This window comes from Bradyrhizobium sp. IC3195 (assembly GCF_020193585.1).
GTDB lineage: Bacteria > Pseudomonadota > Alphaproteobacteria > Rhizobiales > Xanthobacteraceae > Bradyrhizobium > Bradyrhizobium yuanmingense.
Genome location: NZ_JADYVG010000001.1, coordinates 433,249 through 450,168 on the forward strand (window position 1 = coordinate 433,249; position 16,920 = coordinate 450,168).

Annotated in this window: 19 protein-coding genes; 13 read left to right on the forward strand and 6 right to left on the reverse strand. The window is 65.7% G+C overall.

Translation table 11 applies throughout. The features are described 5' to 3' along the window. The first annotated feature begins 248 nt into the window (after positions 1 to 248). Entirely contained in the window at positions 249 to 455 is a 207-nt protein-coding gene (locus tag I6F09_RS01980) for a hypothetical protein (RefSeq protein WP_036000858.1), read from the forward strand. A gap of 9 nt (positions 456 to 464) precedes the next feature. Here I6F09_RS01980 and I6F09_RS01985 read toward each other — a convergent pair whose 3' ends face one another. Beyond that, the gene (locus I6F09_RS01985; RefSeq protein ID WP_036022698.1) at positions 465 to 1,715 is read right to left on the reverse strand and encodes a cyclopropane-fatty-acyl-phospholipid synthase family protein; all 1,251 of its coding nucleotides are present in this window, start codon (positions 1,713 to 1,715) and stop codon (positions 465 to 467) included. A gap of 275 nt (positions 1,716 to 1,990) precedes the next feature. Here I6F09_RS01985 and I6F09_RS01990 point away from each other — a divergent pair, with 275 nt between their 5' ends. The 3 genes from I6F09_RS01990 to I6F09_RS02000 all read left to right on the forward strand — a co-directional run bounded on the left by I6F09_RS01990 (position 1,991) and on the right by I6F09_RS02000 (position 4,026). Next, complete coding sequence (locus I6F09_RS01990; RefSeq protein ID WP_225187352.1) at positions 1,991 to 2,839, forward strand: hypothetical protein; 849 nt, start codon at positions 1,991 to 1,993, stop codon at positions 2,837 to 2,839. A gap of 111 nt (positions 2,840 to 2,950) precedes the next feature. Then, a complete protein-coding gene (locus I6F09_RS01995) occupies positions 2,951 to 3,547 on the forward strand; it encodes a TetR/AcrR family transcriptional regulator (protein WP_036000737.1) in 597 nt (198 codons plus the stop codon). Positions 3,548 to 3,558: 11 nt separating this feature from the next. Next, a complete protein-coding gene (locus I6F09_RS02000; RefSeq protein WP_036000734.1) occupies positions 3,559 to 4,026 on the forward strand; it encodes a PaaI family thioesterase in 468 nt (155 codons plus the stop codon). A gap of 75 nt (positions 4,027 to 4,101) precedes the next feature. Here the strand turns inward: I6F09_RS02000 and rplI are convergent, their stop codons facing one another. From rplI to rpsF, 4 genes are all read right to left on the reverse strand, one after another. Then, positions 4,102 to 4,701, reverse strand: a complete 600-nt coding sequence (rplI, locus tag I6F09_RS02005; protein WP_036000730.1) for a 50S ribosomal protein L9 — start codon at positions 4,699 to 4,701, stop codon at positions 4,102 to 4,104. A gap of 51 nt (positions 4,702 to 4,752) precedes the next feature. Continuing rightward, positions 4,753 to 5,730 (reverse strand): DUF2232 domain-containing protein, encoded by a 978-nt coding sequence (locus tag I6F09_RS02010; protein ID WP_225187353.1) that lies wholly within the window; start codon positions 5,728 to 5,730, stop codon positions 4,753 to 4,755. A gap of 134 nt (positions 5,731 to 5,864) precedes the next feature. Further along, on the reverse strand, positions 5,865 to 6,104 hold the full coding sequence (gene rpsR, locus I6F09_RS02015) for a 30S ribosomal protein S18 (protein WP_007592020.1): 240 nt from the start codon (positions 6,102 to 6,104) through the stop codon (positions 5,865 to 5,867). Between the two features lie 5 nt (positions 6,105 to 6,109). Beyond that, complete coding sequence (gene rpsF / locus I6F09_RS02020; RefSeq protein ID WP_025035823.1) at positions 6,110 to 6,577, reverse strand: 30S ribosomal protein S6; 468 nt, start codon at positions 6,575 to 6,577, stop codon at positions 6,110 to 6,112. A gap of 349 nt (positions 6,578 to 6,926) precedes the next feature. Here rpsF and I6F09_RS02025 point away from each other — a divergent pair, with 349 nt between their 5' ends. The 9 genes from I6F09_RS02025 to gmk all read left to right on the forward strand — a co-directional run bounded on the left by I6F09_RS02025 (position 6,927) and on the right by gmk (position 15,563). Then, the gene (locus I6F09_RS02025) at positions 6,927 to 7,631 is read left to right on the forward strand and encodes a TetR/AcrR family transcriptional regulator C-terminal domain-containing protein (protein WP_225187354.1); all 705 of its coding nucleotides are present in this window, start codon (positions 6,927 to 6,929) and stop codon (positions 7,629 to 7,631) included. A 3-nt stretch (positions 7,632 to 7,634) separates the two neighbouring features. After that, positions 7,635 to 8,660 (forward strand): fatty acid desaturase family protein, encoded by a 1,026-nt coding sequence (locus tag I6F09_RS02030; RefSeq protein WP_036034039.1) that lies wholly within the window; start codon positions 7,635 to 7,637, stop codon positions 8,658 to 8,660. A gap of 188 nt (positions 8,661 to 8,848) precedes the next feature. After that, positions 8,849 to 9,808, forward strand: coding sequence for an ACP S-malonyltransferase (gene fabD / locus I6F09_RS02035; RefSeq protein ID WP_225155924.1), 960 nt, complete (start codon positions 8,849 to 8,851; stop codon positions 9,806 to 9,808). A gap of 12 nt (positions 9,809 to 9,820) precedes the next feature. After that, the gene (gene fabG / locus I6F09_RS02040; RefSeq protein WP_025035827.1) at positions 9,821 to 10,558 is read left to right on the forward strand and encodes a 3-oxoacyl-[acyl-carrier-protein] reductase; all 738 of its coding nucleotides are present in this window, start codon (positions 9,821 to 9,823) and stop codon (positions 10,556 to 10,558) included. Between the two features lie 312 nt (positions 10,559 to 10,870). Continuing rightward, complete coding sequence (locus I6F09_RS02045; RefSeq protein WP_008551805.1) at positions 10,871 to 11,110, forward strand: acyl carrier protein; 240 nt, start codon at positions 10,871 to 10,873, stop codon at positions 11,108 to 11,110. 108 nt (positions 11,111 to 11,218) lie between these two features. Continuing rightward, entirely contained in the window at positions 11,219 to 12,484 is a 1,266-nt protein-coding gene (gene fabF / locus I6F09_RS02050) for a beta-ketoacyl-ACP synthase II (RefSeq protein WP_109144009.1), read from the forward strand. A gap of 127 nt (positions 12,485 to 12,611) precedes the next feature. Continuing rightward, positions 12,612 to 13,895 carry an endolytic transglycosylase MltG gene (gene mltG, locus I6F09_RS02055; RefSeq protein WP_036000702.1) on the forward strand — a complete coding sequence of 428 codons (1,284 nt, stop codon included), beginning with the start codon at positions 12,612 to 12,614 and terminating at the stop codon, positions 13,893 to 13,895. Between the two features lie 117 nt (positions 13,896 to 14,012). Continuing rightward, positions 14,013 to 14,900 (forward strand): YicC/YloC family endoribonuclease, encoded by an 888-nt coding sequence (locus tag I6F09_RS02060; protein WP_225133030.1) that lies wholly within the window; start codon positions 14,013 to 14,015, stop codon positions 14,898 to 14,900. Positions 14,901 to 14,903: 3 nt separating this feature from the next. Further along, on the forward strand, positions 14,904 to 15,563 hold the full coding sequence (gene gmk / locus I6F09_RS02065) for a guanylate kinase (protein WP_036000695.1): 660 nt from the start codon (positions 14,904 to 14,906) through the stop codon (positions 15,561 to 15,563). Here the strand turns inward: gmk and I6F09_RS02070 are convergent. Next, a complete protein-coding gene (locus tag I6F09_RS02070) occupies positions 15,496 to 16,719 on the reverse strand; it encodes a hypothetical protein (RefSeq protein ID WP_225187355.1) in 1,224 nt (407 codons plus the stop codon). The two genes, gmk and I6F09_RS02070, sit on opposite strands and share 68 nt — an antisense overlap. Between the last annotated feature and the right edge of the window lie 201 nt (positions 16,720 to 16,920).

Consider the following 16,920-nt stretch of genomic DNA (forward strand, 5'->3'; position numbering starts at 1 on the left):
GAGGTAGACCAGCGCAACCAGAGCCGCCCCAACGCCGGTGACGATCAGGGCGTAATCGGTGCGGAGGTCGTCCTGCACGTCGAATGAGGTTTGGGTCTCTTTGCTCATGGCGACGGTCTAAGCCAGGCCCGACCAGACTTCTGTGAACCAGATCACATCTCCCCGGATTCTTTCGGGTGTCATGTCGGAACAGGCGGATGGGCAGGGGGATTATCTCATTCCCCGCCAACAGGGATACGAGGCGAACGATGCAGCCAGAACGGCAGCACCAGAACTGGCGAAGCGAGGCAGGCAGCCGGCTTTGGCTGTCGGGGCTGATCGCGGCTATGAAGCACGCGGAGCGGCCCGAGGTACGTCGCCAGCCGGTCGCCCCCGAAATCCTGCTGGAATTGCGGGCGCAATTGGCGTTAACGGCGTCTTTCCGGACGTCCGGGATTTCGACCCTGCGTCACTAGGATCCGGACCTATTCACCAGCCAGCTTGAGCTTCGGCATGGCCGCGCCCTCCCGGGCCCGCAGCCGGGCTTCTTCCTGCGGGATATAGTCGCGGGTCATCGGCACCACGCCCTGGCGACGGGTGATCTGGATCTGGAAGTTCATCATGGCTTGCTTGCGGAACGTCATCTCGCAGGCCGCGAGGTAAAATTCCCACATCAAGGCGAAGCGCTCGTCGTAGAGCTGCACGGCTTCCTCGCGCCGCGCCATGAACCGCTCGCGCCAGGCCTTCAGCGTCTCGGCGTAGTGCAGGCGCAGAATCTCGATGTCGCAGACCAGCAGGCCCGCGCGCTCGATCGCCGGCAGCACCTCCGAGAGCGCGGGAATGTAGCCGCCGGGGAAGATGTATTTGGCGATCCACGGATTGGTCGAATCCGGGCCCTGCGAACGGCCGATCGAATGCAGCAGCATGACGCCGTCTTCCTTCAGCAGCTCGGCGCAGCGCTGGAAGTAGGCGTCGTAGAACCTCGCCCCGACATGCTCGAACATGCCGACGGAGACGATGCGGTCGAACGTACCTTCGACGTCGCGATAATCCTGGAGCTGGAATCTGGCCGAGCCCGTCAGGCCCTTTTCGGCGGCGCGCGCATTGGCGACCTCCAGCTGCTCGGTCGACAGCGTGATGCCGGTGACGTCGGCGCTCGCGATCTCGGCGAGATAGAGCCCGAGGCCACCCCAGCCGGAGCCGATGTCGAGCACGCGCTGGCCATTGCTGACGAGAAGCTTCGCCGCGATGTGCCGCTTCTTGGCAAGCTGCGCGTCGTCCAGCGACATCTCGGGCGTCTCGAAATAGGCGCAGCTATATTGCTTGTCGGCATCGAGAAACAGCGAATAGAGCCGGCCGTCGAGATCGTAATGATGAGCGACGTTTTGACGGGAGCGCGGGCGGGGATTGAACTGCTTGAGGTGCCGCGTCAGGTAGCGCAGGTGCCACCACGGCTTTGCCCACTGCGGCAATGGGTCGGGTTGATCGAGCAGGATCGCGAGGGCATCAGCTATGGTGCCGCGCTCGACCACGAACTCGCCGTTCATGTAGGCCTCGCCCAGCCCCAGCTCGGGATTGACGAGGACCCTCCGCTCGGAGTCCGCAGTGACGAAGCGGACTGCGACCGGCTCGCCGGAGCCGTCGCCGACGGTGAACTTCGACCCGCTCGCGCTGGTCACCGTCAACGACCCGCGGCGGATGAATTGGGACAGAAATCGACGCAACAAACGGTCCATCGGCAATCCTCTCGAGCGAACCCGAAAGATGCGACTACCCGGCCTTTATAACTGACGCCCAGGCGCCGCAGCGGTTCCTATGCGTTTGCATTCAAATCTAGCGAGCCGGTTCCGGCTGCGCTAGTTGCACTGTGTTCAAAGTAGATATTCGAAAACCGCTTAATCACATCCTTGCGCGCGGACCTGCTTCCATTCGCGGCTCAATCGGTTAAAAGGTGACCGCCGCCGCGCCGGATGCCGGCTGCATTTGCGGAAATTCAACGGAGATGATGGGAATGTCGAGCCGAGCGCTCAGCCTCGCGACGGTGTTGCTTCTGATTGGCTTCGGTGCGGCTAATTCCGTTCTTGCGCAGGCGACGAACCTCGAGGCTGGCAAGACCCCGTCGCAGCTGTTCTCGCAGACCTGCAATGTCTGCCACAAGAGCCCGCGCGGGCTGCTGAAGTCCGTGTCGCCCGGCTCGCTGCCGGGATTCCTGCGCCAGCACTACACGACGAGTTCGGATATGGCGGGCGTCCTCTCCGCCTATCTAATCTCGAACGGTGCCACCGACACGCGCTATCAGGCCAAGGACGCCAAGAAGGACGGCGCCGCGCCTGAACAACAGGGTCGACGCCAGCGCGCGCAGGATGCCGCGAGGCCGGAGGGCGAGGGCGCTGCTCCTGCCGCCGAGGGTACGCGCCAGAAGCGTGCGGCGCGGCCGGCCGAGGAGGGTGCCAAGCCGGAGGGAGAGGCTGCGCCCGAGGCACGCAAAGGCAAGCGGCGCGCCAAGCCCGGCACGGAGGAAGCCCCGAAGGTCGATGCCGCGGCGCCGGCGACCGACGACAAGAAGAGCGAGCCGAAGCCGGAGTCCGTCAAGCCTGACAGCGCCAAGGTCGAGCCGCGCAGCGAGACGCCGGCGCTGCGGCCCGATCCGGTCCCGCAGGTGACGCCGGCCGCTCCAGCCGCCGCCAAGCCCGCTGAGCCGGCCGCGCCCAAGCCGGTGGAAGAGGCTGCTCCGAAACCTGCCGAGCCGGCCCCCGCGGCCAAGCCGCAGGAACAGGCGCCGCCCGCGACCGCTGCAGCCCCGCCGCCGCCGGCGCCGCCTGCGTCCTCCGGTCCGCCGGTGCCGCCGATCTCGCGCTAAGTCACCCGGATCTTTCGATCGACGATGCGAAGGCCGCGCCCATCCGCGGCCTTCGCATCGTCTTGACCGTCATTAGAGTAGTACTCTAGAGTATTGCTCTAGGAGGCGCCCATGACGGCGAGCGTACGAGACGATCTGTTGGCGGCCGGCCTTGCCGTGTTCGACCGCGTCGGCTTCGAAGCCGCGACGGTGGCTGCGATCCGCACCCGCGCGCGGGCTTCCAACGGCAGCTTCTTCCACGTCTTCGGTTCGAAGAAAGAACTTGCCGGTGCGTTGTTTCTGGAGGTCTTGCGGCACTATCACGCCGCGATACTGGCCGCGCTCGATCCCGGCCCCGACGCCGAGCGGGGCATTGATCGCCTGATCCGGGCGCATCTCGACTGGGTCGTCACCAGCCGGCGCGAGGCGCGCTACCTCTTCGAGATCTCGCGCAGCGAGTGGGGCGAAGACGTGCGCGACGCCCAGCGGGCGCAGAATGCGCGGCTTGCCGAAGGCATTGAGCGCTGGCGCGCGCCGCTGGTGGCAAGCGGCGAACTTCTGCCGATGACGCCGGTGATGTTCGTCAGCCAGCTGATCGGTCCGGCGCAGATCTTCTGCCGCGCCTTCCTGTCGGGTCGCGAGCGAACCGATCCGCGCATCGAGGCGGACACGCTGATCGCCTGCGCCAATCGTGCGCTGAGGCCGTTCGATCGCATCAACAAGCAATAAGGGGAGATCGCATGCGGGCCGAAGCTGATCCGGAATTTGCGCCGATTGCCGAGCGCATCCACGCCAATATCGGCCGGCAGGGTTTCATGAACCTGGTCGGCGCCGAGCTCTCCGAATTGTCGCGCGGCACCTGCACCATCGCCGTGGAGCGCCGGCCGGAGCTGTTACAGCAGCACGGCTTCTTCCATGGCGGCGTCACCGCCTTCCTGGTCGACAACGCCACCACGATCGCAGCCGCCACGTCGCGCGGCCAGCCGGCGCTGACGGCGGAATACAAGCTCAATCTGTTGTCGCCCGCGGTCGGCGAGAAGCTGATCTGCCGCGCCCGGGTGATCAAGCCGGGCCGCCAGGTCGCGGTGGTCGCCGCCGACGTGTTCTGCGTCAGCGACGGCGTCGAGAAGCATACGGCCACCGCGCTGGCCTCGATCGCGATGCTGAGCGAGGACGTCGCTGCCAAAACGAAAAGCCCGGCCGCGTGAGGCAGCCGGGCTTTAATCGGGATCGTCATCCGGGTCTGGTCTTGCGGACCGTCCCGGAATGACGAGTTGAGCTGCTTACTTCTCTTCCGCAGCCGGCGCCGGCGCGACCTCGTCGTGCTGGGCTTCCGGATCGAAGAACTCGCCGGCGGCGGCGATCGCCTCGGCGGCCGCATCGCGATCCTCATTGCGGGTCGAGATGTCCTCGCCGCGGTTGATGCGCTCGGCCTCGTCCTGGCTGCGGGCAACCGTGACGGTGATCTCGACCTCGACTTCGGGATGAACGGCAACGGTGATCGAGTGCTTGCCGATGGTCTTGATCGGCGCGTCGAGCTGGATCTGCGGACGGGCGAGCGAAACGCCGTCGGCTTCGAACGCGAGCACGATGTCACGCACGTTGACCGAGCCGAACAGCTGGCCGGCTTCCGAGGCCTGGCGGATCACGATGATGTTCTTGCCCTCGATCTTCTCGGCGACCTTGGACGCCTCGGCCTTCGAGGCGAGGTTGCGCGCTTCGAGCTCGGCCTTCATGCCGTCATACTTGGCCCGGTTGTCGGCGGTGGCGCGCAGCGCCTTGCCGCGCTTGAGCAGGAAATTGCGAGCGTAGCCGTCGCGAACCTTCACGACTTCGCCCATCTGGCCGAGCTTGTTGACGCGTTCCAGCAAAATGACTTCCATATTCGTTCTCCTTTTGAAGTGCTCTCGAAGGTTTCAGTTTCGGGGTTGAACTCAAGGTGTAGGCAGTGGCGGCGGCTGCCGGCTGCGCAGGAAGCGTTCGCGCAAGCCAAACAAGGCATCCGCAAGCCCAAGGATCACCATCGCGACCACGGGCCATCCGAACACGACCACGGCGGCGTAGGTCGAGCCGAGCCAGAACGTGCGGCCGTTCAGCGCGAGCGTCAGCGTATGCAATACGGCGAAACCGGCCAGCGCATAACTCATCATCAGCGCGGCGGTGGCGATCTGCGCCACGATGCCAAGCAGCCCCCCGGTGAAGCAGAAGGCGAGGGAGATGCAAAGCACCACCAGCGTCATCTGCGGCAGCTCGGTGGTCTTGAGGTCCGGCCAGGGACGGCGCAGCCGGCCCGACGTCGCGGTCACCTTGGCGCTGAGCCAGAGGTTGAGAGTGAGCGTCATCGTCGCGGCAATCGTGGCGGCGGCGGGTGCGATGCGCACCAGCGCGTCGACGAACTGGCTGGCTTCGCCCGAAGTTTGCGGGTCGGTGGCGCGCAGGAGGCGCGTCAGGCCACGGCGCAACGTGCCGATGATGGTCTCGGCGTCGGTCCCGAGCGTGAGCAAAGCGGCCATCGTGGTCAGCGTCGCGAAGCCTGCAATCCAGAGCAGGATGCGGCCGACCGGGTACCACTCGACGTCCGGCTCCGCGGAGGGCGCGGTGCCGGTCGCAGACGCGGCGCTTCCCACCTGACGTCCGAGCAGGACGAGATGGCCGAGCCACCACGCCGGCAACGCGACGGTGACGGCGAAGGCGATGCAGTAGGGCAGGCCGAACAGGGCGCCAAGGCCGATCGCGGCGGCGATGCCGCCGAGGCTCGCGCAAAGCGGGCCCCAGCCGATCGCGGCGACCATCAGGGGGAGCGGAGCGAGATAGAACAGGACGAGCGCGATCAGCGCCCCCGAGATGATCGAGGCGAACATCAGGGCCGACGCAGCGCCGGCGATCAAGGCTATCAGTGCAAAGGCCATCATCAGCTGTCCCGCTCCCTTCGAGCGGTTAGAGGCGTCGCTTGCCCCAACCATCGGCGACCGGACGACCCGGAAGCCTTATGAGTTCGAAAAGTCGCGACCGGCGGCGCTAGCCGCCGCCGGTCGAATTGGTCGTATCAGCGAATGACGTAGGGCAGGAGGCCCAGGAAGCGCGCGCGCTTGATGGCGCGGGCGAGCTCACGTTGCTTCTTCGCGGACACCGCGGTAATGCGGCTCGGCACGATCTTGCCGCGCTCGGAGACGTAACGCATCAGCAGCTTGGAGTCCTTGTAGTCGATCTTCGGAGCATTGGCGCCCGTGAACGGGCAGCTCTTGCGACGACGGAAAAACGGGCGGCGTGCACCAGCTTCAGCCATGATTCTTACTCCCCATCCGTGGTTTCAGCTTCATCGCGCGGACGGCGCGGACCGCGATCACCGCGGAAACCACCCTCGCGGTCGCCACGGAAGCCGCCTTCACGCTCGCCGCGGAAGCCACCGCCGCGATCGTCACGCTCGCGATCACGGTCGGCCTTGCGCATCATCGCGGACGGGCCTTCCTCGAGCTCCTCGACGCGGACGCTGAGATAGCGGATCACGTCTTCGCTGATGCGCTCCTGGCGCTCGATCTCGGCGATCGCCGCGGACGGCGCGTCGATGTTGAGCAGCACGAAGTGCGCCTTGCGGTTCTTGTTCATGCGGTAGGTGAGGGAGCGCACGCCCCAATTCTCGGTCTTGGTGATCTTGCCGCCGAGACCTTCGACGATACCGGTCATCTGCGCAGTCAGCTCTTCGACCTGCTGCGGGCTCGCGTCCTGACGCGCGAGAAAAACATGCTCGTAAAGAGGCATGGTCGTCCTTTCCTCATGTTGGCGCATCGCCCGGCGTCAAACCCTTAAGAGGCCTTCGGAAAGGACTCTGGGATCAAGCTCAGAAGGCGGAAACACGGGACGACGGGCCGACTGGCCCTGCCACACCAAAATCACGAATGATTTGCTGAGACCGTCCGTTCAGCTCCCGGCCGGGGTCTGCGGATGGGCGCCTTATACGGATTTTGGCCGGCTTTGCAAGGTGGAGGGGCATTTTCAAGCCGAGCGGTCCGCCCCTCCAACGGGAACAAGAACCCCATCCTCCAATACCAAGATTCGGCTTGATCTGTTTGTTTGTATAACATACAAATAAATCAGCGAAGAGGATCCCATGGCAGAAGCGTCGGCCGATGCGCCGCTCGAAGCGGCAGGCGACCCCAAGCACGCCGCGCGCGCGACGCGCTCGGCCGGCCGCAAGATGCGGTCACTGCTCCTGGATGCTGCGAGCCCGCTGTTTCGGGAGCGGGGGCTGTCAGGCACGTCGATTACCGACATCGCGGCCGCCGCGGACGCGTTCCCGAGCCAGATCACCTATTACTTCCGCACCAAGGAGGCGCTGTTTGTCGAATGCGCCTGCCGCGATCTGTTGTATCTGGCACGGGCCACCGAGCAGGCGGCGCTCAAGGCGCGCACGCCCGGGGAATACACCCACGCGCTGGCCGAGACCGTGACGGCGAGCGATTCGGTCGCCTTCTTCGCCGAGGCGCTGACGCTGACGCGGCGTCGCCAGGATCTCGCGCCGCTGGTGGAGCGCACCATCGAGCGCCTGCACAGCGAGGGTACGCGCGCTTATGCGGGGCAGGTCGCGCGGCGCGGCTGGCGCTCGCTGCGCGAGCCCGACGAAAGCTCGCGGCGGTTCTGGGCCGTCGCCATCGGCGTCATTCTCGAGGGCTACGCGATGGGCCGCTCGCCCGAGGCGCTCTGCGCCGAGATGCTGCGCGTGCTGGGCGAGCAGGCGAAATCCACTGAAGACACCGCCCGCCTGCGTCTCGTCGAGGCGCGCGAGGCATCCGACAATTCCAATGGAAAGGGTTAGGCCATGACCGCGCTTCGCATGCGTGCCCGCGATTTCCTGACCGACGATCAATTGGCCGAGGTGCGCCAGCGCGCGACGTGGAAAGGCGCTGCGCTGATCGCGCACGCCTGGACGCTGATCATTGCAGCCATCGCGCTGGTCGCGTGGTGGCCCAATCCGCTCACCTATATCTTCGCCGTCGCCATCATCGGCTCGCGCCAGCTCGGCCTTGCGATCCTGATGCATGACGGCGCACATGGTTGCCTGTCCGCCGACGAGAAAACCAATCTGACGCTGAGCCAGTGGTTCTGCGCCTATCCGCTGTTTGCGGAGACGCGCAGCTACCGGCGCTATCACCTTCAGCACCATGCGCGCACCCAGCAGGAGGACGACCCCGACCTCGTGCTGTCGGCGCCGTTTCCGATCACCAAGTTGAGCTATCGCCGCAAGTTCATCCGCGACATCACCGGGCAGACCGGCTACCAGCAGCGCAAGGCGCAGTTGCTCAACGCGCTCGGGCCAAAGGACTGGTCATGGCGGCAACGTGCAGCGCATTTCTGGGAGATGCTCGGCCCGCAATGTGTGGTCAACGGGATCATGTTTGCCGCGCTCGCCGCGGCCGGCGTGTGGTGGGCCTATCCGCTGCTCTGGCTGGTGCCGCTCTTGACGTGGATGATGGTCATCACCCGCATCCGCAATATCGCCGAGCACGCCGTCGTCCCCGATAGCAGCGACCCCTTGCGCAACACGCGCACGACGCACGCCAATTTTCTCGAGCGCCTGTTCATCGCGCCGTATTACGTGAACTATCACCTCGAGCATCATCTGTTGTTCTACGTGCCCTGCTACAATCTGCCGAAGGTGCACCGGCTGCTGAGTGCGAGCCGGTACGCCGATCGCATGGAAGTGCAGCCGAACTACGCTTCGGTGCTGCGGCTGGCCACGGCAAAGCCGAACCGCGAGGATCGGCCGGGGCAACTGGTGAACAGTGCGCGCCGAGCGCGGGCAGGAGCGGACGTCGATGCCAACCAGACCGCCGGCGGGTTTTGAGGGGCTTATTCCCCGTTGAATGCTGCTCCAAGTTCCCGTCTCGGCTTGACAGTGCGGCCCCGGACGGTGTCTACGGCCCCCTTTGGAGCATGATCCGGAACCATGGCCCAAGGAACCACGGCCTAAGGCCGGGCGTAAATCGGCTGCCGGTTCAGAACAGGGATCATGCCTGACAGCAGGGAGCGCCGATGACGGCTGCATTCACATTTCCTGGGCAGGGTTCCCAGGCTGTCGGCATGGGCAAGGCCCTGGCCGACGCCTTTCCGGTGGCGCGCGCCGTATTCGACGAGGTCGATGCCGCGCTCGGGGAGAAGCTGACGGCCATCATCTGGGAAGGTCCGGCCGAAACTCTCCAACTCACCGAGAACGCCCAGCCGGCGCTGATGGCCGTGTCTATCGCGACCTTGCGCGTGCTCGAGGCCGAGGCTGGTTTTTCCGTGGGACGAGACGCGGCCTTCGTCGCCGGCCACTCGCTCGGTGAATATTCGGCGCTCGCGGCGGCCGGCAGCCTGACGGTTTCGGATACCGCGCGTCTGCTTCGCACCCGCGGTCTCGCAATGCAAAAGGCGGTCCCGGTCGGCGCCGGCGCGATGGCCGCGCTGCTCGGTCTCGACTACGAGGCCGCCATAGAGGTCGCGGGCGAGGCGGCGCAGGGGCAGGTCTGCCAGGCCGCCAACGACAATGGCGGCGGCCAGGTCGTCGTCTCCGGCGACAAGGCTGCGGTCGATCGCGCCGTCGAGATCGCCAAGGCCAAGGGCGCCAAGCGCGCGATGCTGCTGCCGGTGTCCGCCCCGTTCCATTGCAAGTTGATGCAGCCGGCTGCGGATGCCATGGCGGAAGCGCTGTCGAAGGTCACGATCAAGGCGCCGGCCGCCCCGCTGGTGTCGAACGTGCTGGCGAGCGCCATCACCGATCCCGACGAGATCCGCCGCCGCCTGGTCGAGCAGGTCACCGGCACGGTGCGCTGGCGCGAGTCGGTGGCTTACATGGCCGGGCAGGGCGTCACCCGCTTCTTCGAGATCGGCGCCGGCAAGGTGCTGACCGGTCTCGTCAAGCGTATCGCGGACGGTGCCGTCGGCATTGCGGTCGGCGGCCCGAACGATATTGCCGCCGCCAAGGATGCATTGGCCGCTGCGAAGCAGGCTTAAAGGAGTCCATCAATGTTCGATCTGACTGGCCGAAAGGCGCTCGTCACCGGCGCGACCGGCGGCATTGGCGGCGCGATCGCGCAGGCGCTGCACGCGCAGGGCGCCACCGTCGCCATTTCAGGGACGCGCAAGGAGGTGCTGGACGAGCTTGCCGGCAAGCTCGGCGAGCGCGCCCACGTGCTGCCCTGCAATCTCTCCAAGGCCGATGAGGTCGAGGCGCTGGTGCCCGCTGCGGAAGCGGCGATGGGCCAGGTCGACATTCTCATCGCCAATGCCGGCATCACGCGCGACAATCTCTTCGTGCAGCTTCGCGACGAGGACTGGGACGAGGTTATCAACGTCAATCTGACCGCGACCTTCCGCCTGGCGCGCGCCGCGACCAAGCTGATGATGCGCAAGCGCTTCGGCCGCATCGTCGCCATCACCTCGGTGGTCGGCGTCACCGGCAATCCCGGGCAGGGCAATTATACGGCGTCGAAAGCCGGCCTGATCGGCATGATCAAGACGTTAGGGGCCGAATACGCCAAGCGTGGCGTGACCGCGAACTGCATCGCGCCGGGCTTCATCAAGACGCCGATGACCGATGCGCTCAACGACAAGCAGCGCGAAACGATTCTCACCAAGGTTCCGGCCGCCCGCCTGGGGACGCCCGAGGACATCGCAGCGGCCGCCGTCTATCTGAGCTCGAACGAAGCAGCCTACGTCACCGGGCAGACCATCCACGTCAACGGCGGCATGGCCATGATCTGACATCTCGTGCCGCGTCGCCTGTCACGGCGGTGCGGCATGCGGCAAACGGCCGTTTCCGGAGCGAAATGAGGCTTGTAGTCAAGGCAATTGAAGTATGATAACCGGACCTCCAACGGATGGGCAAAGAACGCCATTGCAGGTTTTTGAAACCCTGTATATTGGCGATGCGGAGCCTTTGGCCGTCGTTCGCCGGGGCCTCCATCGGTTAGGATGGGCCAAATCAAAGTTCGTAAGCGAAGGCAGTCAAACGACCACGACGGCTCGTATCGTCCCGGGGGGTCGGGTCTACAGGGAACAACACGAGGTTAAGCAATGAGTGACATTGGCGAGCGGGTTAAGAAGATCGTGGTCGAACACCTTGGTGTTGAACCCGAGAAGGTTGTCGACAACGCGAGCTTCATCGACGACCTCGGCGCCGACAGTCTGGATACCGTCGAGCTGGTGATGGCGTTCGAAGAGGAATTCGGTTGCGAGATTCCGGACGACGCTGCGGAAACGATTCTCACCGTCGGCGACGCTACGAAGTTTCTCGAGAAGAACGCGAAGAGCTAAGGCTCTTCAATTTCGCGGGGACAACATTGAAACCGGACGGGCCGCTTCGCAGCGGTCAGCCGGTTTCTTGTTATTGGCCGTGAATCTTTCGATGCGGAGTTTTCGGATATGAGGCGGGTTGTCGTCACGGGTCTCGGCATGGTCTCGCCACTCGGCTGTGGCGTCGAGCCGACCTGGAAGCGCATCCTCAACGGCGAAAGCGGTGCGCGCAGGATCGAGAGCTTCGATGTCTCCGATCTGCAGACCAAGATCGCCTGCACGGTCGTGCGCGGCGACGGCTCGAACGACAGCTTCAATCCGGACAAGTGGATGGAGCCGAAGGACCAGCGCAAGGTCGACGACTTCATCATCTTCGGCATGGCCGCGGCCGGTCAGGCGCTCGACGACGCCAACTGGCATCCCGAGACCGAAGAGGACAAATGCGCGACCGGCACCATGATCGGCTCCGGCATCGGCGGCCTCAACGGCATCGCCGATACCGCGATCCTGCTGAAGGAGCGCGGGCCGCGCCGGGTGTCGCCGTTCTTCATTCCCGGCCGCTTGATCAATCTCGCCTCCGGCTACGTCTCGATCGCGCACGGGCTGAAGGGGCCGAACCATTCGGTGGTCACGGCATGCTCGACCGGCGCGCATGCGGTTGGCGATGCCGCCCGCCTGATCGCGCTGGGCGATGCCGACGTGATGGTCGCGGGCGGCGCCGAGTCGCCGATCAGCCGCATCGGCATCGCCGGCTTCAACGCCGCGCGCGCGCTGTCGACCGGTTTCAACGAGACTCCCGAAAAGGCCTCGCGTCCCTACGATAAAGACCGCGACGGCTTCGTGATGGGCGAGGGCGCCGGCGTCCTCGTGCTGGAGGAGCTGGAGCACGCCAGGCGGCGCGGCGCGAAGATCTATGCCGAGGTGATCGGCTATGGTCTGTCGGGTGATGCCTATCACATCACGTCGCCGTCGCCCGACGGCGATGGCGGCTTCCGCAGCATGTCGGCCGCGCTCAAGCGTGCCGGGCTGACGCCGTCCGATCTCGATTACATCAACGCGCACGGGACCTCGACGCCGCTCGGCGACGAGATCGAGCTCGGCGCGGTCGAGCGTCTGCTCGGCAACGCCGCCTCCAAGGTCGCGATGTCCTCGACCAAGTCGTCGACCGGCCATCTGCTCGGCGCGGCCGGTGCGATCGAAGCGATTTTCGCGATTCTGGCGATTCGCGATAATGTCGTGCCGCCGACGATCAATCTCGACAATCCGTCGGTCGAGACCGCGATCGATCTCGTGCCGCACAAGTCGAAGCAGCGTGAGGTCAACGTCGCGTTGTCGAACTCTTTTGGTTTTGGCGGTACCAATGCGTCGGTGATCGTCCGGCGCCTAGTCAGTTAGTTTGTGTTTGAGACGAATCCACCGTTTTGCCGTATTCGGCGATAGTCATGGACGTGGGCGCGTGCGTTTTTGGCAGGGCAAGCGATTGTCGGGCCGCTATTGAACCGGCAGGATTCAGGTTGTTTCGATGAGTGAAAGGCCGCCCATTTCACCCCGGAGTCCGCGGGCCGCGCTCGAGCCCGAGCAACTTCCGCCGCCGCCCAAGCGGTCGGACCGCGCGCGCAATCCGTTCGTCGTCGTCGGCAACGCCATCATCACCCTTCTGCTGATCGCCATGCTCGGCGCCGGCGGCGTCTATTATTACGGCCGCCAGGTGCTCGAGGCGCCCGGACCGCTGAAGGAGGACAAGATCGTCAACATCCCGCAGCGTGCGGGCAAGCGCGACATCGCCGAGACGCTGAACCGGGAAGGCGTGACCGACGTCAATCCCTGGGTGTTCATCGCCAGCGTCGCCGCGTTGAAGGCGAGCTCGGACCTCAAGCCGGGTGAGTATTCCTTCCAGAAGAACGCCTCGCTGCGCGACGTCATCGGCACCATCGTCGAGGGCAAGGTGGTGCAGCACGCCGTGACGATTCCCGAAGGCCTGACCTCCGAGCAGATCGTGGCGCGGCTGTCCGACAACGACATCTTCACCGGCAGCGTGCGCGAGCTGCCGCGCGAAGGCACGCTGCTCCCGGAGACCTACAAATTCCCGCGCGGCACCCCGCGCGAGCAGGTGGTCCAGCGCATGCAGCAGGCGCACAAGCGTGTGCTGTCGGAGATCTGGGAGCGCCGCAATCAGGACATTCCAGTCAAGACGCCGGAGCAGCTGGTCACGCTGGCGTCCATCATCGAGAAGGAAACCGGCAAGGCGGACGAGCGCAGCCGCGTCGCCGCGGTGTTCGTCAACCGGCTGAAGCAGCGGATCAAGCTGCAGTCCGATCCGACCATCATCTACGGCCTCGTCGGCGGCAAGGGAACGCTGGGCCGGCCGATCAAACGCAGCGAGATCACGCAGCCCTCGCCCTACAACACCTATGTGATCGACGGCCTGCCGCCGGGCCCGATCTCCAATCCGGGCCGCGCCTCGCTCGAAGCTGCCGCCAACCCGGCCCGCACCCGCGACCTCTATTTCGTCGCCGACGGCACCGGCGGGCATGCCTTCACCGAAACCTACGACGCGCACCAGAAGAACGTCGCCAAGCTCCGCGCGATGGAGAAGCAGATCCAGAACGACACGGTGGAGCCGCCCGAGGACGCGCAGCCGCCGGCCGTTGCCGCGCCTGGCGCTGCCGACGCGCCGACCGCGGCCACGCCGGCACGGCCCAATCAGCAGAAGAGGCCGCCGGCAGCACGCCCGGCTGCTCCAGCCAATCCCCCACCGGCCCGGCAGGGCGCGGTGCAGGGCTCGCCGCCGGTGGTTCAGCGCTGAGCCTTGCGCGCAGACCGGCTTGCGGACATTGCCGATTCCACTTTCCGGCAAAATAGTCTTAAGATTCGCGTGGCTTGATAGCCTCGCGAATCCCGTGTTCCTGGAGAATTTGAACTGATGGCGCTGTCGTCCATGACCGGCTTTGCGAGATGCCACGGCGCAAGCGGGCCGTATACGTTCGAATGGGAGTTGAAGTCGGTCAATGCCAAGGGCTTCGACTTGCGCGTGCGGCTGCCGCAGGGGTTTGACGAGCTCGAGGCCCATGCCAAGAAGCGCGCGGGCGAGCTGCTCTCGCGCGGCACCGTCTATGCCAATCTCACCGTCAAGCGCACCAATGCCGCCGCCACCGTCCGCATCAACGAGGACGTGCTCAACGCGGTGCTGAAGGCCGCCGCGCTGATCTCGGGGAAGGTCGATGCGGTGGCGCCGAGCGTCGACGGCCTGCTCGCCATCAAGGGCGTCGTCGAGGTCGCCGAGCCCGAGGGCGACGAGGAGGAGGACAAGGCAGCGCGCACTGCTGCCGCCGAGGCCTTCGACAAGGCGCTCGACGAGCTCGTTGCGATGCGCAAGCGCGAGGGCACTTCGCTTGGGCAGATCCTGACCCAGCGCGTCGACGAGATCGAGCAGCTGGCGAAGAGAGCGGAGGCCGCGCCCGGCCGCAAGCCGGAGGCGATCAAGGCGAAGCTCGCTGAGCAGATCGCAGCGCTGCTCGACACCTCCGACCGTTTCGACTCCGACCGCCTGATGCAGGAGGCGATCCTGATCGCGACCAAGGCCGACATCCGCGAGGAGCTCGACCGCATCGCCTCCCACATCGCGCAGGCGCGCGAGCTGATCGGCAAGGGCGGCCCGATCGGGCGCAAGCTGGATTTTTTGGCGCAGGAGTTTCACCGCGAGGTCAACACCTGCTGCTCGAAGTCGAACGACATCGAGTTGACCAACACGGGCCTCGCCATGAAGAACGTGGTCGAGCAGTTCCGCGAGCAGGTGCAGAATCTGGAGTGATCGATGACGACGGGCGGTCACGGAACTGACGGTGTCGAGCGGCGCGGATTGATGTTCGTGCTGTCCTCGCCATCAGGCGCGGGCAAGACGACGCTGTCGCGCATGCTGATCGACCGGATGCCGGGCTTGAAAATGTCGGTCTCTGCGACCACGCGCGCGATGCGGCCGGGCGAGGTCAACGGCAAGGACTATACGTTTGTCGACAAGGCGACGTTCGATGCCATGGTGAAGGCCGACGAACTGCTGGAATGGGCGACGGTGTTCGACAACAGCTACGGCACGCCGCGCGGCCCCGTGGATGCGGCGTTGTCGGCCGGCCAGGATGTGCTGTTCGACATCGACTGGCAGGGCACCCAGCAATTGAAGCAGAAGGCGCGCGCCGATGTCGTCAGCGTCTTCATCCTGCCGCCCTCGGCCGCCGACCTCGAGAAGCGCCTGCATTCGCGCGCGCAGGATTCCGACGAGGTGATCCGCAAGCGCATGAGCCGCGCCAGCGACGAGATGAGTCACTGGGCCGAGTACGACTACATCGTGATCAACCACGCGGTCGACGAAGCCTTCGCCGAGGTGCAGTCGATCCTGAAGGCCGAGCGTCTCAAGCGCGAGCGGCGGATTGGCCTCGTAGGCTTCGTGCGAAGTTTGCAAGGTCAGCTTCAAGGTTAGGCCGCGACAGGCGCGGCCCTTCCTTCGCCAGCTGCTCCAGCATCGTCGTGATCGCGTCGACATCGACGGCATCGGTATCCCGACCTGCCGGCGCGTCATCGCGATCCGCCTCAATTTCGTTGGCGGCAAGCTTGGGTGCAGCAGCCCGATCGAACAACTTGATCTCGACCTTGTCGCTTCTGGACTCGACCGGTTTTGCGGCCGGAGCGGCGGCACGTTGCCTGCGTGCGTCGATCAGCTCGATCTCGCGGCCGATCGCGGCGAGTTTCGTCGCCTGTCTTGTCGGTTGCGGACGTGCCGCATCGAAGTCGATCGGGCGGGGCGGCTGGGCGGCGGCCGGCGGTGAATCGCGCCAGGGCGCGTGGCTTCCGTCATGGTCCTGCGGCGCCCAATCGTCCCAATGCCCGCGGCGGTCGGCGGCCTTGGCGCGGACCCGTCCGCCGGCGAAGCGGTAGATGACGCTGGCGAGGATGCCGGCGAGCGCCAGCGCACCGCCGATCACAAGCATCAGCATCTGCAGCGAACCGCCGGACTTGTCAGTCGTGCCATCGGCCGCGGGCGGGAGCGGAGCAGGGGATTTTGACAGCTTCGCGTTTGGCTGCGCGGCTGCTGCAACCGTGGTTTCCGCCGGCTGATGCGCTGGCGCGGTGGACGCTGTGGAGGCCTCGGGCCAGCGCGCGGTCACGGCCGGCTGCTGCGCGTTGGTTTCAGCGACGCTGCTCGGCGGCTGCGGCGCGACCGCGGGTGCATTCGCTGCCGCCGGCGCGGGCGCGGCCATGTTCGGCGTGCCCGCTGCGGCACTCGTCTGCGGCGCGATATATTCCGCGCGCGCGTTCTGCACGGCCTGCGGCGGTGCTGCATCCGGCTCGGATGTATCGGTCGTCGCCTGCGCGGTCTGTGCGGCTTTGCCGCCTGCGGCGCGCAGATACCAGCACTTGCGCTTCGTCGTGCGATCGAGGCGGTAGTACCAGTGCTGGCCCTGCGGCGTGGCATCCTTCGGCGAAGCCAGGCAGTCGGGCGCGGCGGCGGCCGTGCTCGATGGCGTCGGCGCGTTCTGCGATTCCGCGGCCAATGGCGCGCCCGCGAGGATGCCGGCGACGAGGGTCGAAATGAACTTTGCGGCGCGGTTGCCCATCCTGGTCTCCCGGTTACGCATGACGCAACTCTCAACGAGCCCCTTCTCGTCAAAGACTTGGGTGGCAATGAGCCGCAAATCCGGAGAGGATGTGGCTTGAATCGGGCCTGCGCGACGTTCGTTCCGCCCCGGATGAGACTCTCCCAACGTCACGATCAGAGTTCCACGCCACGACCTGAGCCGGTTGACACGATCATAAGTCAGCACTAATCATTAGTAGTA

Bases quoted from the DNA above. Each gene is read 5' to 3' on its own strand.
- rplI (WP_036000730.1), bottom strand. From the start codon at position 4,701: ATGGAAGTCATTTTGCTGGAACGCGTCAACAAGCTCGGCCAGATGGGC.
- I6F09_RS02060 (WP_225133030.1), top strand. From the start codon at position 14,013: ATGGCGCTGTCGTCCATGACCGGCTTTGCGAGATGCCACGGCGCAAGC.
- rpsR (WP_007592020.1), bottom strand. From the start codon at position 6,104: ATGGCTGAAGCTGGTGCACGCCGCCCGTTTTTCCGTCGTCGCAAGAGC.
- I6F09_RS01980 (WP_036000858.1), top strand. From the start codon at position 249: ATGCAGCCAGAACGGCAGCACCAGAACTGGCGAAGCGAGGCAGGCAGC.
- gmk (WP_036000695.1), top strand. From the start codon at position 14,904: ATGACGACGGGCGGTCACGGAACTGACGGTGTCGAGCGGCGCGGATTG.
- mltG (WP_036000702.1), top strand. From the start codon at position 12,612: ATGAGTGAAAGGCCGCCCATTTCACCCCGGAGTCCGCGGGCCGCGCTC.
- I6F09_RS01985 (WP_036022698.1), bottom strand. From the start codon at position 1,715: ATGGACCGTTTGTTGCGTCGATTTCTGTCCCAATTCATCCGCCGCGGG.
- I6F09_RS02045 (WP_008551805.1), top strand. From the start codon at position 10,871: ATGAGTGACATTGGCGAGCGGGTTAAGAAGATCGTGGTCGAACACCTT.
- I6F09_RS02025 (WP_225187354.1), top strand. From the start codon at position 6,927: ATGGCAGAAGCGTCGGCCGATGCGCCGCTCGAAGCGGCAGGCGACCCC.
- fabD (WP_225155924.1), top strand. From the start codon at position 8,849: ATGACGGCTGCATTCACATTTCCTGGGCAGGGTTCCCAGGCTGTCGGC.
- I6F09_RS02070 (WP_225187355.1), bottom strand. From the start codon at position 16,719: ATGCGTAACCGGGAGACCAGGATGGGCAACCGCGCCGCAAAGTTCATT.
- rpsF (WP_025035823.1), bottom strand. From the start codon at position 6,577: ATGCCTCTTTACGAGCATGTTTTTCTCGCGCGTCAGGACGCGAGCCCG.
- I6F09_RS02010 (WP_225187353.1), bottom strand. From the start codon at position 5,730: ATGATGGCCTTTGCACTGATAGCCTTGATCGCCGGCGCTGCGTCGGCC.
- fabF (WP_109144009.1), top strand. From the start codon at position 11,219: ATGAGGCGGGTTGTCGTCACGGGTCTCGGCATGGTCTCGCCACTCGGC.
- fabG (WP_025035827.1), top strand. From the start codon at position 9,821: ATGTTCGATCTGACTGGCCGAAAGGCGCTCGTCACCGGCGCGACCGGC.
- I6F09_RS01995 (WP_036000737.1), top strand. From the start codon at position 2,951: ATGACGGCGAGCGTACGAGACGATCTGTTGGCGGCCGGCCTTGCCGTG.
- I6F09_RS02000 (WP_036000734.1), top strand. From the start codon at position 3,559: ATGCGGGCCGAAGCTGATCCGGAATTTGCGCCGATTGCCGAGCGCATC.
- I6F09_RS02030 (WP_036034039.1), top strand. From the start codon at position 7,635: ATGACCGCGCTTCGCATGCGTGCCCGCGATTTCCTGACCGACGATCAA.
- I6F09_RS01990 (WP_225187352.1), top strand. From the start codon at position 1,991: ATGTCGAGCCGAGCGCTCAGCCTCGCGACGGTGTTGCTTCTGATTGGC.